This window comes from Streptomyces sp. PsTaAH-124 (genome assembly GCF_000373685.1).
GTDB lineage: Bacteria > Actinomycetota > Actinomycetes > Streptomycetales > Streptomycetaceae > Streptomyces > Streptomyces andamanensis.
This window is the reverse complement of the sequence record NZ_KB892180.1, coordinates 245,116-260,771: the sequence shown is the minus strand read 5'-3', so window position 1 is coordinate 260,771 and position 15,656 is coordinate 245,116. Positions and strand designations below refer to the sequence as shown.

Here is a 15,656-nt window from a genome sequence, read left to right as displayed (position 1 = left end):
ACGGCGGGGCCGCGCGCGCTCAGCCGGAGGGCGGCGCGTCGCGGTCCCCGCCCCGCTCCCGCGTGGCCCGGCGGTACTCCGCGTTGATGCGCTGGGCCTCCTCCAGCTGGTCCTCGAGGATGACGATGCGGCAGGCGGCCTCGATGGGGGTGCCCTTGTCGACGAGTTCGCGGGCCCGCGCGGCGATCCGCAACTGGTAGCGGGAGTAGCGGCGGTGGCCGCCCTCGGAACGGAGCGGAGTGATCAGACGGGCCTCGCCGAGTGCGCGCAGGAACCCCGGGGTGGTGCCGAGCATCTCGGCGGCCCGCCCGATCGTGTAAGCGGGGTAGTCGTCGTCGTCCAGTCGATCGTTGAGCGGATTGCCTGCTGTCATGTCACCTCGTTGCGCAACGCTTCGAGGGAAATTGAACACCATGCGCCCGCTCCACCGCCCGGCCAGGTCGGCGGACACCCGTGCGATCCGGCCGCGGTGGGATCACCGCGGCCGGGTTCAGCGCTGCTGAGCCGTCCGCGGCGACCCGGACGACGACCGCCGCGCCCCGCGGCGCGGCGCCTCACCGGCGGACCGGCCCTGGGCACCGCCGCCACGGCGGCCGCCGCGGGACGACGCCGGAGCGGAACGTTCCGCCGCCGCGCCCGCAGCAGCGGAACGGGAGGGGGCAGCGCCGGAACGGGAGGGGGCGGCGGAGCCCGACGCCGTGCCGGAGTCCGCCGTCGCGCCCGACCGGGACGAGGACCGGCGCGACCGGGAGCGGGAGGAGCGCCCGGAGCCGGACGACCCGGATGCACCGGACGCACCGGACGACGACCGGCCGGAGCGGGGACCGGCCTGCGCCGGGACCGGCGCCGCGACGACCACCGGGACACCGGAGGGCTCCTGGGCGCCCGTGATGCGGTGCAGCTCGCTGTCGCCCGCGCGCACCGGGGTGATCCGCGGGGTGATGCCGGCCGCGGCCATCAGCCGGCTCACGTCCCGGCGCTGCCCGGGGGTCACCAGGGTGACGACACTGCCGGACTCGCCGGCCCGAGCCGTACGGCCGCCGCGGTGCAGGTAGTCCTTGTGGTCGGTGGGCGGATCGACGTTGACGACGAGGTCGAGGTCGTCGACGTGGATCCCGCGCGCCGCGACGTTGGTCGCGACCAGCACCGTCACCTGCCCGCTCTTGAACTGGCCGAGGGTCCGGGTGCGCTGCGGCTGGGACTTGCCGCCGTGCAGCCCGGCCGCACGGACACCGCTCTTCAGCAGGTGCTTGGTCAGCCGGTCCACCGCGTGCTTGGTGTCCAGGAACATGATCACCCGGCCGTCGCGCGCCGCGATCTCGGTGGTGGTCCGGTGCTTGTCCTCGTCGTGCACATGCAGCACGTGGTGCTCCATCGTGGTGACGGCACCGGCCGAGGGGTCCACGGAGTGGACCACCGGGTCGTTCAGATAGCGGCGGACCAGCAGATCGACGTTGCGGTCCAGGGTGGCCGAGAACAGCATCCGCTGCCCGTCCGGGCGCACCTGGTCGAGCAGGGCGGTGACCTGCGGCATGAAGCCCATGTCGGCCATCTGGTCGGCCTCGTCCAGGACGGTGACGGCCACGTCGTCCAGCTGGCAGTCGCCGCGGGCGATGAGGTCCTTGAGCCGCCCCGGGGTCGCCACGACGACCTCGGCCCCGGCCCGCAGCGCACCGGCCTGGCGGCCGATCGACATCCCGCCGACCACGGTGGCGGGCGGCTTGAGGCCCACGGAGCGGGCGTACGGGGTGAGGGCGTCGGTGACCTGCTGGGCCAGCTCGCGGGTGGGGACCAGGACGAGACCGAGCGGACGCCGGGGCTCGGCCCGCCGGCCCGCCGTACGGGCCAGCAGCGCGAGGCCGAAGGCGAGGGTCTTGCCGGAACCGGTGCGGCCCCGGCCGAGCACGTCCCGGCCGGCCAGGGAGTTCGGCAGCGTCGCGGCCTGGATCGGGAAGGGCGTGCTCACGCCCTCCCGGCCGAGGGTGGCCAGCAGCTCCGGCGGCAGGGCGAGCTCGGCGAACGACTCGACCGCGGGCAGCGCGGGGGTACGGGTGCGGGGCGGCGCGAAGTCGCCCCGGGCGGCGGCAGGGCGGCGTACGCGGCTCTGGGCGCGGCTCATACGGGAACCTTCCTTGATGCGACACGTATCAAGGAATTCCCGCAGCGGTGGAGCGGCGCGGAGAATCGCGAGAACGGGCCGAAGGGCGAAGGGCGGGGGATGAAGGGAGAAGGTGACGCAGGGGGAAAGCTGGAAAGGCGCGGGAGGGAGGCCAGGGAGGAAATGCGGACGGTAAAGCGATCGGGCACGCCTGATGCTGCCCGGAACAATCTCAACACCTCCCGGACGGCAGAAATTCCCGTGCCGCCCCCGGAAACGCAGCGAGCTGGGGCCCGCACCTCACGGTGCGGGCCCCAGCTACGAAAGTACGCGTCTGCGCGGGTGGGCGTCAGGCGGGAACGATGTTCTCGGCCGTCGGGCCCTTCTGGCCCTGACCGATGTCGAACGACACCTTCTGGCCCTCCTGCAGCTCACGGAAGCCGGACGTCGCGATGTTCGAGTAGTGGGCGAAGACGTCGGGGCCGCCGCCGTCCTGCTCGATGAAGCCGAAGCCCTTTTCCGAGTTGAACCACTTCACGGTGCCGGTAGCCATTTGTTTCTCCTTCGGGACGGTGCTCGGAGTTCCGCCCTGTGCGGACTCCGGTCGCCGTGATGATCACCCCGTCGAGAAAACGGTCAGGCAACCACAACTGCAACTGCCGTCGAGACTAGCACGTCCCCCACCGGTCCGCGCGGGGTCCATAATTGCCTTCCGGGCGTCGCCCGGGAATACTTCCCGGGCGGCATGGCAATTCCTCACCCGGCCACCACAGATATTGCGCCGCACCGGCCGCAGGGTCGGCGTCCTCGGGTCAGAGGACGCGGACGTTCGACGCGGTGTCCCAGCCCATGTCGGCCATGGGGCCGCCGATGGAGCCCTTGCCGTTCCCGTGGAAGACGAAGACCTGGTAGCCGATGGGCCGCATGAGGTCGGAGCGCCCGTCGCCGTCCACGTCACCGGTCGCGATCACCGGCTCGTCCGCGGGCCAGGAGTAGGGCAGCTTCTTGCGCGTGCCGAAGGCGCCCTTGCCGTTGCCCGGGTAGAGCCACAGGGTGCGCGCCCCGTCGCGGGCGAGCAGGTCGGCCTTGCCGTCACCGGTCATGTCGCCCGGAGCCGCGAGCTGTTTCATGGAGTTCCAGCCGCCGGTGCCGCTGAGCCTGCGGGCGCCGAAGATCCCCTTGCCGTTGCCCGGGTACAGCCACAGCTTCCCGGCGGTGTCGCGGGCCAGCAGGTCCCTGCGTCCGTCGCCGGTCAGGTCACCGGCCGCGCTGATCTCGCGCATGCTGTTCCAGCCGCCGCCGACCCGTATCCGGGTGCCGAAGGCCCCGTCGCCGCGGCCGGGGTAGAACCACAGGGTGCCGGACTTGTCCCGGGCGTACAGGTCCTCCTTGCCGTCCCCGTTGTGGTCGCCGTGCCGGACCAGCTGCGTCATGCTGTTCCAGCCGCCCCCGACGAGCCTGCCCCTGGTCGACCCGTCGGCGTTGACGGTGCCCGGCAGGAACCACAGCCGGCCGTCGTCAGCGCGCTCCAGGAGGTCGGCGCGGCCGTCGTTGTCCAGGTCGCCGAACCGGGACACCGCGGGCAGTCCGGCGGGCCGTGCGCTCTCCGGGCCGCGGGACCAGTCCATCCAGGGAATGCCCTGGACGGCCTCGTGCTCGGTGGTGGCGACCCGGATCGAGCTGATCCTGTTGTCCAGCGTGCCGTCGAACGCGCCGCTCAGGTCGATGGGCCCGTTGTGCGGGAGGACGAGCAGCGAGGCATCGCCCCCGTACTTGGCGTCGTTGAACGCGACGGCCCACAGCGAGCTGTTGTTGACCAGCGACGAGGTCGTGTTGTCGAACCGGCCCAGGGTGGGCTGGCTCGACGAGACGATCTTCATCTCGCCCTTGTAGTCGCCGTACTGGAACAGGCAGAGCTTGCCCGCGGGGCAGCGGGCGGAGTTGTCCTTGGCCGCCGCCTGCGGGGCGACGGTGACCAGGGTGGCCAAGGAGGCGGCGAGGGCGACGGCGGCGCCGAGGGCGCGCCGGGCGGCGGTGCGCCGGTTCGGCCGGGACGCGCCCGGGGCACGCCCGCCCCGGGAGGTGCGAGGCATGGATGAGTTTCCGTTCGGTCGGAAGGGTCCGGTCAGGTCCTGGGCAGCAGGTGCCGGCCAGGAGACTCCGGCCCGGAGGGGGCGGGGTTGGATACGGCCGGTCAGAGCGCCAGGGCGTCGGACGGCAGGCCGGCGAATTCCTTCGGGGCCCGGAGGCCGCCGTCCGCGGCGCCGGTCCCCGGGTACACCCGCAGCCCGTGCGCGCCGGGCACGTGGGCGACCAGGTCGGGCCGCCCGTCACCGGTGACATCGCCTACGCCGGCCAGCTCGGTGAGCGAGTTCCAGCCGCTCTTGCCGATCAGCCGGCGCGTGCCGAAGGTGCCCTTGCCGTTGCCGGGGTAGAACCACAGCTTCCCCGCGGTGTCGCGGGCCACCAGGTCCGGCCGCCGGTCGGCGTTCATGTCGCCCGCGCCGACGAGCTCGTTCATCGACTTCCAGCCGCCACCGACCTTCTTGCGCGCCCCGAAGACACCCTTGCCGTTGCCCGGATACGTCCACAGGGTGCCCGAGGTGTCGGCGGCGAGCAGGTCGGCCCTGCCGTCGCCGGTGAGGTCGCCCGCGGCGGCGAGGTCGCGCATGCTGTTCCAGCCGCCGCCGACCCGTATCCGGGTGCCGAAGGCCCCGTCGCCGCGGCCGGGGTAGAACCACAGGGTGCCGGACTTGTCCCGGGCGTACAGGTCCTCCTTGCCGTCCCCGTTGTGGTCGCCGTGCCGGGTGAGCAGGGTCATGCTGTTCCAGCCGCTCCCGACCAACCGGTCGTGTCCCGGGCTGTTGGCCGCGTGGGAGGTCCACAACTGGCCGAATTTGTTGCGGGAGACGAGGTCGGTGTACCCGTCGCCGTTGAGGTCGCCGAAGGCGTCGAGGGCGGTCGGCGCCGCGGGCCGGTGCTTCGGCGCGTTCTCCCAGCCGTAGGTCGCGTAGCGGCTCTCGCCCTCGCAGAACCAGTCGGCCTCCGGCCCCAGGTCCAGCGAGCTGATCGCGTTGTCCAGCTGAGGTGTGGCGCTCTCGTCGAAGGAGCCCCGCCCCGCGTACTCATGGGCGGCGCCCTGCCCCGGGTCCAGTCCCGGCGCGAGGTTGAAGCACACCGGCCAGTCGCTGTAGTTGACGTAGGAGCTGATGCGGTTGTCCCACGAGCCGAGGTTCAGCATGCTGCCCTTGACGACCAGCATCTGGCCTTTGCCCAGCGGATCGCTGAAGACGCAGAGCTGACCCCAGGAGCAGCGGTCGTATCCGCTCGCGGCCTGGGCGGGCGCGGTGGTCGCGGTCCCGAGGAGAGCGGCTGCGGCAGCAGCCGTCAGCGCGCCGCGAAGGACGCGCGAAGAAGTCGGACGCACTCAGATCCCCAGAATGTGCGCGATGTCCGGGACCTGTGTGTCCCGGACCTGTGAATATTATGTGCATGATATAGACACGTTGTTTGTCTCAAACGCACGTGCGCCGGGGGGAGTTCTCGCCGCTGCGGCCGGTCAGGCCGTCCTCCCAGCCCAGGGGAAAGGGCTCGTGGGCGCCGGCGGCCGGGGCGGGGGGTTCGCCGCCGGCCTCGTTGAAGGCGGCGAGGGCGTCGATGAGGGCGGTGCGCTGCGCCGGGTCGAGGCGTTCGACGATGGCGGCGATCTCGGTGCGGCGTCGTGCGGTGACGTCCTCGACGGTCCGGCGGCCCTCGTCGGTGAGCTGGAGGAGGGTCTCGCGGCGGTTGACGGGGTTGGGGCGGCGGTCGGCCAGTCCGGCGGCGATGAGCCGGTCGATCATGCGCATGGCGGTGGACGGTGCCACCTGGAGCAGCTCGGCGAGGGCGACGAGTTTGGTGGCGCCGCGGGTGGAGAGCGCGACCAGCATGCGGAGCTGGGGCAGGGTGACCCGGTCCTCCACCGCGGCGAGCGAGCGGGCGGAGACCGCGACCAGCAGCCGGGAGGCGGTCAGCACCGCCCGGGTGACCGTATCGACGTCGTCCGTCGTCCCCGCAGGGATCTCACGGTCGTCCGTCGCCCCCACAGAAGTCTCACGGTCGTCCGTCGCCACAGAGGTCTCGCGATCGTCCTTCGTCCCCGCGGGGGTCTCACGCTCCGGCATGTCTCCTTTCTACCGCGGACCCTGCCGAAGACCCTCCCCATGAACGAACCGAACATTTAGACTGTGCAAAGGTACGGGGCCGAAGCATCGCAGGGAACGGCCGGGGTTCCCGCCCGTGACCGTGACCGTGACCTTGTCCGTCCGACCAGCGGAAGGCACCGATGGCACACCCCAGCTCACCGGAACCGCACCGCCCCCGGCTGCCCGTCGGCCGGCGGCGCCTGGTCGCGCGCGCACCGATCCTGCTGTTCCGCGCGGGACTCGGGTGGGTGTTCGGCAAGCGGCTGCTCCTGCTGCACCACACCGGCCGGGTCAGCGGACTCCACCGCCGGGTGGTCCTGGAGGTCGTGCAGCACGACGCGTCGGGCTGGACCGTCGCCTCGGGATTCGGGCCGCGGGCCGCCTGGTACCGCAACCTGCGCGCCCAGCCGAAGACCGTCGTCCAGGTCGGCAACCGGCATCACGCCGTCACCGCCCATTTCCTCACGCCCGACGAGGGCGCCGCCATCATGTCCCGCTACGCCGCCCGCACTCCCCGGCTCGCCCGCCGCCTCTGCGCGTTCATGGGCTTCCACGCGGCCGACGACGAGACCCTGTTCCGCGAAGCGGGCCGGGCCATCCCGTTCGTGCGTCTGACGGCTGATCCCGTCCGCGCGCCTGACCGCTCATCCTGATCCCGCGTCACCGCCCGGGGAATCGCCGGTGGGTGCTGGGCGCTGGGTGCGCCGGGCGGCGGGTGCCGGGTGAGGGACCTGAAGGGCCCCGGTCCGGAGCCCCGGACCGGGGCCCGTCACTCGTGCGGGCCCGCGGGTGTCACCAGCCGAGCGGGTCCTTGTCGGTCCCGATGATCCCCGCCGACGCGGACGGAGCCGCGGGGGCGTCGTGGCAGGTGAAGCCGAGCCGGGTGAGGGCCCGGCGCATCTCGGCGGTCGTGAAGTCGCGGCGGTTCTGACGGGTGATCACCTCACCGACCTGCATGACGGGGTAGACCCGGCGGCCGATGGTCACGGACACACCGGTGACGGTCTCGGGGGTGATCCCGCTCATGGACTGCTCGACCTCGCTCTTGAGCAGGTCGAACGGGAAACGGGCGATGACACAGCGCATGAATGCCTCCACAGGGGATGGGGAAGGCCGCCGCCGGGGCGGACGGCCGTGTGACGGCGGTCGGAACGGGACCGGACCGGGACCGGCGTGCGGTCAGGGCAGGGTCAGGGGGTGAACGGCCCGCGGCCGAGGGCGTGCATGGGGTCACGGGCGGACAGGCCGGTGCCGTCGTCGTGGCCGGCCCGCCGGGTGCGCGGCACAAGCGGGAAGGACGTCAAAGGCTTCTCCTCTTCGACTTCGTCGGACGGGTCGTCGGTCGTCACTCGTTCGTCTTCGGCTTCTGCTTCGTCGACATCCGATACTCGTCAGTCGTTCGTCTTCGTCGTGCCGGGCCGCGCCCGTGCCGCACGGCGCGGTCTACGCGGTGTTCCCCCGCACGGCTCCGCGGACCTGCCCGGAGACCCGGCCGCTCCCGCCCCGCCCGGTACCGCGGCCGCTGCCTCGCGCCCCGCCCGTACCGCGCGCTCCGCCGCGCCCCCTGCGGTGGCGTCCGGCGGGGGCCTCGTCCTCGCGGCGGCTCTCGGCCGGTGCGGCGAGGGTGACCGGGACGCCGGAGGGGGTCCGGGCGCCGGTGATGCGCTGCAACTCGTCCTCGCCCGGACGGATCCGGGCGGAACGCGGAGCGATACCGGCGTCGGCCATCAGCCGGTCCATCGCGCGCCGCTGGTGGGGGAGGACCAGGGTGACGACGGTGCCGGACTCACCGGCGCGTGCCGTACGGCCGCCGCGGTGCAGGTAGTCCTTGTGGTCGCCGGGCGGGTCGACGTTGACGACGAGGTCGAGGCCCTCGACGTGGATCCCACGGGCGGCGACGTTGGTGGCGACCAGCGCGGTGACCTGGCCGCCCTTGAACTGGGCGAGCGTCCGGTTGCGCTGCGGCTGGGACTTGCCGCCGTGCAGGGCCGCGGCGCGCACGCCGACGGACAGCAGGTGCTTGGCGAGCCGGTCGGCCGCGTGCTTGGTGTCCAGGAACATGATCACCTGGCCCTCGCGGGCGGCGATCTCGGTCGCGGCGGTGTGCTTGTCGGCGTCGTGCACGTGGAGCAGATGGTGCTCCATCGTGGTGACCGCTCCGGCGGACGGGTCGACCGAGTGCACGACGGGGTCGTTCAGGTAGCGGCGGACCAGCAGGTCGATGTTGCGGTCCAGGGTGGCCGAGAACAGCATCCGCTGGCCGCGCGCCGGAACCTGGTCGAGCAGGGCGGTGACCTGCGGCATGAAGCCCATGTCGGCCATCTGGTCGGCCTCGTCCAGGACGGTGACCGCGACCTGGTCCAGCACGCAGGCGCCCCGCTCGATCAGGTCCTTGAGCCGGCCGGGCGTCGCGACGACGACCTCGGCGCCGCCGCGCAGCACATGCGCCTGGCGGCCGATCGAGACGCCGCCCACCACGGTGGCGAGCCGCAGGCGCAGCGCACGGGCGTAGGGGGCGAGCGCGTCGGTGACCTGCTGGGCCAGTTCCCGGGTCGGTACGAGGACCAGCGCGAGCGGCTGCCGGGGCTGGGCCCGCTGCCCGTCCAGCCGGGCCAGCACCGGCAGCCCGAAGGCGAGCGTCTTGCCCGAGCCCGTACGGCCCCGGCCCAGGACGTCCCGGCCGGCCAGCGTGTTCGGCAGCGTGGCCGCCTGGATCGGGAAGGGCACGCTCACGCCCTCGGTGACGAGCGCGGCCGACAGCCCTGCGGGCAGGTCGAGTTCGGCGAACGTCTCGACGGCGGGCAGCGGTTCGGTGAGGGTGACCGGGAGGGCGAACTCCTGGCGGCGCGGGGCGCTGCGGCCACTCTGCCGGGCCGGTCGCCCGGTGCCCGTACGGGAAGCCTGGCGGCCCGCTCCCTGACCGCGGAAGCGACCGCCGGAAGAAGAGCCGGACGTGCCGGACGAGCGAGAGCCGGATGAGCCGGACGTGCCGGAGGCACCGGACGTGCCACCGGTACGACGGATGCGGTTCATGGAGGAACCTTCCTCGATGCGGCGTATCGAGGAATTCCGTCCAGCGGCGTCGGCCGCACGAGGATTCGCAAGAATGAGCCGAAGAAAAAGAAGAGCCGGGCCTCGTGGCACTGAAGGCCGGGACGGCCGGCGGTCCGGGAGAATCCGGACGGGAAAAACCAACGTGCTGGGGCCCGCACCCCAAGAGCGCGGGCCCCAGCACGTGATGCGCGGGCCCTGGGCCCGCGACGACTCGCGTCAGCGTCAGGCGGGAACGATGTTCTCGGCCTGCGGGCCCTTCTGGCCCTGCGTGACGTCGAAGGTAACCTTCTGGCCTTCCTGAAGCTCGCGGAAGCCGGAGGTGGCGATGTTCGAGTAGTGGGCGAACACGTCAGCGCCGCCGCCGTCCTGCTCGATGAAGCCGAAGCCCTTTTCCGCGTTGAACCACTTCACGGTGCCAGATGCCATATTGAATCTCCCTTGAGGGGCAGTGCCGGACTCCGCACTTTACGAAGGCCGAGTCGCCGCGATGATCACCCCTCCGGAAAGATCCCGGAAAGCTCTGCAAAGAAAAAATCTCTGGCAACCAAAACTGCAACTGGTATCACGCTAACACACGTCCGTTGGCGGCGCCCATGCCCTTTCCGTGGTGTCCGCGAATTCCTGCCGCGCCCCGACGGGTAATCCTGCACTCACCGTGGCCGGTAATTCTGTGCCGACGACACCAGGTTTCCGCGTCACACGCACCCAGCTTTCCGCCCCCTGCGGAGGTCCGCGCGCGCCCTCCCCGCCCCTCCGCACCGCGACCCGCTACCGGCGGCGCCGCCATCCACGGTCCGCGGCACCAGAGCCTCAGCCCCCAGAGTCAAAAATGAATCCGCCAGCACCGAAAACATGCCCCGCCAATCACAGATTTCCGCACCGGCCAGGACGCACACGCACACGCAGCCGCCCCGCCCCGCCCCCGCCTGCCCCCCCCCCCGGCCCTCAGGAGCGCTGCATCACCACGAGCAGCACCACCAGCGCGATCAGCAGCGCACCGGCCACCGACGCCAGGACGATCTTCGTCGCGCTGTACGGCCGTTCGCCGATGACCTCGCCGGTCCGGGCGTTGACCATCACCGGCCACGCCCTGCCCGCGTGGAGATAGGTCAGGAACCAGACGGGCAGCAGCACCAGCTTGTAGGTGAGACCGCTGTAGGAGGTGGACATCGAGTGCACCCGCTGCTCGTCGCCGCCGATGTCCCGCCGGCAGTCCGCGCGGATCACCGGCTCCATCCGCGCCTTCGCCGCCTCCAGACCCGCCTCCGGCTCGACGTCGTAGCGGACGGTGCGGAAGCCCGCCAGGTACTCCTCCTGGTACGGGACCGTCTCCGCCAGCGGCCAGGGGGTCAGCTTGTCCAGTTCCTCCACCGGGACCTGGCCGCTGCCGGGCACCAGCACATCGTCGAAGAACCGCTCGACCGTCCCGGACGCGCGGTGCCAGCGGGTGTGCCGCACCTTCCGGGTCTGGCCCTCGGAGTCCTGCTCCTCCACCCAGTAGTACTCGCCGCGCTCGCCGCTGTAGTGGGTCGTCGTCTGCGCGTCGTACGTCCAGTGCGGGAGGTAGCTGCCCCGGAAGCTCTCCGCCTCGGTGACCTTCTTCAGCTCGTCGGGCGCGAACCAGCGGGACCTGGTCCACTTCGCCAGCGCCTCACGGGCCTGCTCGCGGCCCACCCCGAAGGGCAGTACCGCCTCGGGCACCACGCGCTCGGTGCCGGAGGCATCCGCGACCAGCGGGGTCGCGCAGAACTGGCACTTGTCGCTGAGCGTGTCGCTCTCGGTCACCGCGTGGCAGCCGGGGCAGGTGTACACCTTCACCCGGTCCGGCGCGACCGCCCGGAGGGGCAGCGCGGCCAGCTCCTCGAACGGGTGCTCGGTCACCTGCCGCGGCACCGGTGTGATGCCCTGCTCGTGCCGGCAGTACGGGCAGCGCAGCGCGTACGTCCCGGGCGCGTACTCGCTGACCCCGCCGCACGCCTCGCAGTGGAACGCCCGGTCGGGAGCCGGGACGACGTCCTGATCCGTCAACTCACTTCTCCTTGCGGCCTGTTGCCGGAGGATTCCGGCCGACGTGACGGATCTCAGCCCTGCGGGGGCAGAGGGGGCAGCGGCGGCGGGACATCGGCGAGCAGCGGCGCCAGCTCCGGGATCTGGTCCGCGGGCTGCCAGGCGGCCTGCCCGTTGCGCCAGACCAGCGTGGTCCGGTTCAGGTTCCCGGCCGCGACCTGCCCGGCCAGCGCGCTCTCGTCGTACGGTCCCTGCTGCTGCCCGCCGACCGCGAGGAACCAGCGCGGCGCGGTGGGCAGCGGCGGCGGGACGCCGGGCCCGGCGGGCTGCGCCGGGGGCGGGGCCGGGGCCATCGGCGCGGCGGGGGTCTGCGCAGCCGCCGTACCGGCCGCGGTGCTCTGCACGATCCGCTGCCCGAGCGCCATGCCGACGCCCAGTCCGAGCGCCTCGCCACCGGTGCCGGGGTTGGCCGCGGCGATCGGGATCGCGTCGGCCGCCTGGAGCTTGGCGTAGTCGTCGAGGTTGCCGGTGATCGTCATGCGGGAGCGGGTGTCGATCGCCGCCTCGATCTCCGGCGGGACGCTGATGTTCTCGATGTAGAACCGGGGGATGGCGATGCCGGTGGAGGACAGCTCCACGGTCAGCGCCTCGGCCAGCTGCCGCCCGATGCCGTCCTGCCGCGCGGCCAGGTCCAGCAGCGGCACGCCGGACGAGCCCAGCGCGGAGCCCAGCTTGGAGACGATCAGCTGCCGCAGGTGCTCGCCGACCTCCTCGGTGCGGAACTGCGGATCGGTGCCGACCAGTTCGCGCAGCAGCGCGGCAGCGTCCACCACCTTGGCCGCGAAGGTGCCGAAGGCGCGGACCCGGACCATGCCGAAGTCGGCGTCCCGCAGGATCACCGGGTTCTGGGTGCCCCACTTGAAGTCGGTGAACTGCCGGGTGGTGACGAAGTAGACCTCGGCCTTGAACGGCGACTCGAAACCGTGCTTCCAGCCCTTCAGCGTGGACAGCACCGGCATGTTCTGCGTCGTGAGGGTGTACGTGCCCGGCTGGTACACATCGGCCAGCCGCCCCTCGTTCACGAACACGGCCACCTGCGACTCGCGCACCACGAGCCGCGCGCCCATCTTGATCTCGTTCTCGTACCGCGGAAACCGCCACACGATCGTGTCCCGGCCGTCGTCGGTCCACTCGATGATGTCGATGAACTCACCGCGGATACGGTCCATCAGCCCCACGACAACCCCCACTCCCCGCGCCTGTGCCGACCACCGCCCTCCCCGGCCCGTCCCGGGGCGATGACTGCACGGCGATCAGAGACCAGCCGACAGTATGCCCGCCCCCCGAACACAACAAAAAGGCCCAGGTCTCTGACCTGGGCCTCGATGGAGCGGGTGACGAGAATCGAACTCGCGCTCTCAGCTTGGGAAGCTGATGTTCTACCATTAAACTACACCCGCGTAAGACGCCGACGGAGTCGGTGTCCGGTGCTCGCTCACTCTACCCCATCGCTGACCCCCGGTGCCGTCGTGCCGGGGGTCGGTGGTGTTTCGGGTGGGGGCAGGAGGGCGCCGGTGGGGCGGAGTTGGGCGTACGGTGGAGGTGTGGGGGAAGGTGCCGGCGGGGCCGGAGCGCCGCCTGGTGGGTCGTCTCTTTGATCCCGTAATGTGGCTTTTGTCGTCAGGTGGCAGAAGGCCAGACGGGGTTCTGGGGAAGGGACTTGAGGGCTTGATGGAGCGCACCGTCGTCCGTTGTGCCGAGGGGCACGTGTTCAGCACCGCTTCGTTCCCGATGCAGCAGGCCGAGCGGCTCGGTCCCGGGCGGCTCGTCCGGTGCCCCCGGTGTGCCCGGCTCCGCAGTGCGGTGCCGGTGCCGGTGCTGATCGGGAAGCAGTGAAGCACTGAAGCACTGAAGCAGTAGGGCGCAGAGCAGGAGCGCGCGGCTGAGCCGGGGCGTGGGTCCGTCCGATTGCGGGGGGTCCGCGCCCCTTGCGTATCCTCGGGGAGTGCTTCTCTCAGACAAGGACATCCGGGCCGAGATCGACGCGGGCCGGGTGCGGATCGATCCCTACGACGAATCCATGGTGCAGCCGTCGAGCATCGACGTGCGGCTCGACCGCTACTTCCGGGTGTTCGAGAATCACCGCTACCCCCACATCGACCCCTCGGTCGAGCAGCCGGACCTCACCCGGCTCGTGGAGCCGGACGGCGACGAGCCGTTCATCCTGCACCCCGGTGAGTTCGTCCTCGCCAGCACGTACGAGGTCATCGGCCTGCCCGACGACCTCGCCTCCCGGCTGGAGGGGAAGAGCTCGCTCGGGCGGCTCGGGCTGGTGACGCACTCCACCGCCGGGTTCATCGACCCCGGCTTCTCCGGGCACGTGACGCTGGAGCTGTCGAACCTCGCCACCCTGCCGATCAAGCTGTGGCCGGGCATGAAGATCGGGCAGCTGTGCATGTTCCGGCTGACCTCGCCCGCCGAGGCTCCGTACGGCAGTGAGCGCTACGGGTCCCGCTACCAGGGGCAGCGTGGTCCGACCGCCTCGCGCTCCTATCTCAATTTCCACCGGACCCAGGTCTGATCCGAGGGGCACCACCACATGAGCGACGTACGAGAGAACCTCACCTACGAGCGGTTCGGCACCGCTGTCCGCGAACTCGCGCAGACCATCGCCGACGACGGGTTCCGGCCGGACATAGTGCTGAGCATCGCGCGCGGCGGGGTCTTCGTCGCCGGTGGCCTCGCCTATGCCCTGGACTGCAAGAACATCCACCTGGTGAACGTGGAGTTCTACACCGGGGTCGGCACCACCCTGGAGATGCCCGTGATGCTCGCGCCCGTGCCCAACGTGATCGACTTCTCCGACAAGAAGGTCCTGATCACCGACGACGTCGCCGACACCGGCAAGACGCTCAAGCTGGTCCGCGACTTCTGCCTCGACACCGTCGCCGAGGTGCGCAGCGCCGTCGTCTACGAGAAGTCCCACTCGCTCGTGAAGTGCGAGTACGTCTGGAAGCGCACCGACGACTGGATCAACTTCCCGTGGAGCGTCGAGCCGCCCGTCGTGCGGCGGGCCGGACAGGTCCTCGACGCCTGAGGGATCTGGGGGAGCGGGAGAGAGCAGAGGAGGGGGGTCCCGGCGCGATCGCCGGGACCCCCTCACCCCTTCTCACGTCCGCGTCCGCGGCTCTAGAACGTCCCCAGCTTCACGATCGACAGCAGCGCGATCAGCTGGATCGCCGACGCGCCCAGGGCCTTCGGCCAGGGCAGGTCGTGGGAGCGGCTGACCATCAGGGTCAGCAGGGCGCCGCCCGCGACCCAGGTGGCCCAGCCCAGGAGCTGGACGAAACCGGCGTCGCCCCCGAGGAACATGGCGACGACCAGGCGCGGCGCGTCCGTGAGGGACATGATCAGCATGGACAGGCCGACCGTGGGCTGCCAGGCGCCGTCGCCGCCGAGCTGGCGGGCCAGGGTGTGGGTGACCACGCCCAGGACGAACGCGCTGACCATCATGGCCACGGCCGTGATCAGGACGATCGGGACCGCGTTGGAGAGGGTGGCGTTGATGGCGTCCGAGCGGGCGCCGTCGAAGCCGAAGACGGCCAGCAGGCCGTAGAGGAACGTCACGACGAGGGCCGGGCCCCACATCGTGTAGTCGCGCATCCGGAGGAACGTCTGGTTCGGCGCGACGACGATCCCGCGCAGCAGGTCCTTCCAGTGCAGGCGCGGTCCGATCGGGCCGGCCGGGGCCGAGCCCGCGCGGTACATCTCGCCCTGCGAGTACGGGTCCTCGCCGATCGCGAACGCCTGGGTGCTGCCCGGGTTGTCGGCCGCGTACGGATCGGGTCCCGAGCCCGCGGGAGCCGATCCGTCACCGAAGTACTCCGGCTCGCCGTGGCCCCCGTGGCCGCCGTACCCTCCATGACCGCCGGGGCCGCCCTGTCTGCCCTGCCCGCCGTGACCGGCGGGGCCTCCCGGGGCGCCGTAGCCGCCGCCGTTCGCCGCGGGCCAGCCGCCGCCCGTGCCGGAGCCGGCGTGCGGGGGACGGCCGTACTGCGGTTGCTGCTGCGGGTACGGCTGTGGCGCCGACGGGTAGCCGTGCGACGGCGCCCGGGGCGGCGTCTGCTGTCCGTACGGGGGTTGTTGAGGGCGCGCTTGCGGGGCCCGGTCGTCCCGGCCGCCGCGTCCGATCCTGAATCCAGCCACGTCGTCGAACGTACCCGCTCCCGGCGAACAGCGTGCGGGGGCCGGGGTGTACGAGCTGGGTTTGCGGCCGAGCTGTGACATCCCCTAGGGGAGGCGCCGGGCGCCTC

The 15,656-nt window shown here is 71.7% G+C and carries 16 protein-coding genes and 1 tRNA gene; 3 read left to right on the top strand and 14 right to left on the bottom strand.

Annotation, left to right across the window (positions count from 1 at the left end):
- Nucleotides 1–19: 19 nt before the first annotated feature.
- The 6 genes from B086_RS0124370 to B086_RS0124345 all read right to left on the bottom strand — a co-directional run bounded on the left by B086_RS0124370 (nt 20) and on the right by B086_RS0124345 (nt 6,261).
- Nucleotides 20–373: a MerR family transcriptional regulator gene (locus B086_RS0124370; protein WP_018569051.1), complete on the bottom strand. Its 354-nt coding sequence runs from the start codon at nt 371–373 to the stop codon at nt 20–22.
- A gap of 117 nt (nt 374–490) precedes the next feature.
- Complete coding sequence (locus B086_RS0124365) at nt 491–2,119, bottom strand: DEAD/DEAH box helicase (protein ID WP_018569050.1); 1,629 nt, start codon at nt 2,117–2,119, stop codon at nt 491–493.
- Between the two features lie 328 nt (nt 2,120–2,447).
- Nucleotides 2,448–2,651, bottom strand: coding sequence for a cold-shock protein (locus tag B086_RS0124360; protein WP_018569049.1), 204 nt, complete (start codon nt 2,649–2,651; stop codon nt 2,448–2,450).
- A gap of 259 nt (nt 2,652–2,910) precedes the next feature.
- On the bottom strand, nt 2,911–4,191 hold the full coding sequence (locus B086_RS0124355; RefSeq protein ID WP_018569048.1) for an FG-GAP-like repeat-containing protein: 1,281 nt from the start codon (nt 4,189–4,191) through the stop codon (nt 2,911–2,913).
- A gap of 101 nt (nt 4,192–4,292) precedes the next feature.
- Nucleotides 4,293–5,525, bottom strand: a complete 1,233-nt coding sequence (locus B086_RS0124350; RefSeq protein ID WP_026252728.1) for an FG-GAP-like repeat-containing protein — start codon at nt 5,523–5,525, stop codon at nt 4,293–4,295.
- An 88-nt stretch (nt 5,526–5,613) separates the two neighbouring features.
- Nucleotides 5,614–6,261 (bottom strand): MarR family winged helix-turn-helix transcriptional regulator, encoded by a 648-nt coding sequence (locus tag B086_RS0124345; protein ID WP_018569046.1) that lies wholly within the window; start codon nt 6,259–6,261, stop codon nt 5,614–5,616.
- Between the two features lie 161 nt (nt 6,262–6,422).
- Between B086_RS0124345 and B086_RS0124340 the strand changes: the two genes are divergently transcribed.
- The gene (locus B086_RS0124340) at nt 6,423–6,935 is read left to right on the top strand and encodes a nitroreductase family deazaflavin-dependent oxidoreductase (RefSeq protein ID WP_018569045.1); all 513 of its coding nucleotides are present in this window, start codon (nt 6,423–6,425) and stop codon (nt 6,933–6,935) included.
- Between the two features lie 139 nt (nt 6,936–7,074).
- Here B086_RS0124340 and B086_RS0124335 read toward each other — a convergent pair whose 3' ends face one another.
- The 7 genes from B086_RS0124335 to B086_RS0124305 form a co-directional block, all read right to left on the bottom strand.
- Entirely contained in the window at nt 7,075–7,368 is a 294-nt protein-coding gene (locus B086_RS0124335; RefSeq protein ID WP_018569044.1) for an SCO5918 family protein, read from the bottom strand.
- A gap of 104 nt (nt 7,369–7,472) precedes the next feature.
- Complete coding sequence (locus tag B086_RS44670; RefSeq protein ID WP_158690412.1) at nt 7,473–7,631, bottom strand: hypothetical protein; 159 nt, start codon at nt 7,629–7,631, stop codon at nt 7,473–7,475.
- A gap of 94 nt (nt 7,632–7,725) precedes the next feature.
- Complete coding sequence (locus B086_RS40645) at nt 7,726–9,315, bottom strand: DEAD/DEAH box helicase (RefSeq protein ID WP_018569042.1); 1,590 nt, start codon at nt 9,313–9,315, stop codon at nt 7,726–7,728.
- Nucleotides 9,316–9,558: 243 nt separating this feature from the next.
- Complete coding sequence (locus tag B086_RS0124320; RefSeq protein WP_007383480.1) at nt 9,559–9,762, bottom strand: cold-shock protein; 204 nt, start codon at nt 9,760–9,762, stop codon at nt 9,559–9,561.
- Nucleotides 9,763–10,281: 519 nt separating this feature from the next.
- On the bottom strand, nt 10,282–11,364 hold the full coding sequence (locus tag B086_RS0124315) for a hypothetical protein (protein ID WP_018569041.1): 1,083 nt from the start codon (nt 11,362–11,364) through the stop codon (nt 10,282–10,284).
- Between the two features lie 53 nt (nt 11,365–11,417).
- Nucleotides 11,418–12,572, bottom strand: coding sequence for an SPFH domain-containing protein (locus tag B086_RS0124310; protein ID WP_234029353.1), 1,155 nt, complete (start codon nt 12,570–12,572; stop codon nt 11,418–11,420).
- Nucleotides 12,573–12,729: 157 nt separating this feature from the next.
- Nucleotides 12,730–12,803, bottom strand: a tRNA-Gly gene (locus B086_RS0124305).
- A 545-nt stretch (nt 12,804–13,348) separates the two neighbouring features.
- Between B086_RS0124305 and dcd the strand changes: the two genes are divergently transcribed.
- Nucleotides 13,349–13,924: a dCTP deaminase gene (dcd, locus tag B086_RS0124295; RefSeq protein WP_018569038.1), complete on the top strand. Its 576-nt coding sequence runs from the start codon at nt 13,349–13,351 to the stop codon at nt 13,922–13,924.
- An 18-nt stretch (nt 13,925–13,942) separates the two neighbouring features.
- Nucleotides 13,943–14,440 (top strand): phosphoribosyltransferase, encoded by a 498-nt coding sequence (locus tag B086_RS0124290; RefSeq protein WP_018569037.1) that lies wholly within the window; start codon nt 13,943–13,945, stop codon nt 14,438–14,440.
- A gap of 92 nt (nt 14,441–14,532) precedes the next feature.
- Here the strand turns inward: B086_RS0124290 and B086_RS0124285 are convergent, their stop codons facing one another.
- Complete coding sequence (locus B086_RS0124285; RefSeq protein WP_078531180.1) at nt 14,533–15,630, bottom strand: Yip1 family protein; 1,098 nt, start codon at nt 15,628–15,630, stop codon at nt 14,533–14,535.
- Between the last annotated feature and the right edge of the window lie 26 nt (nt 15,631–15,656).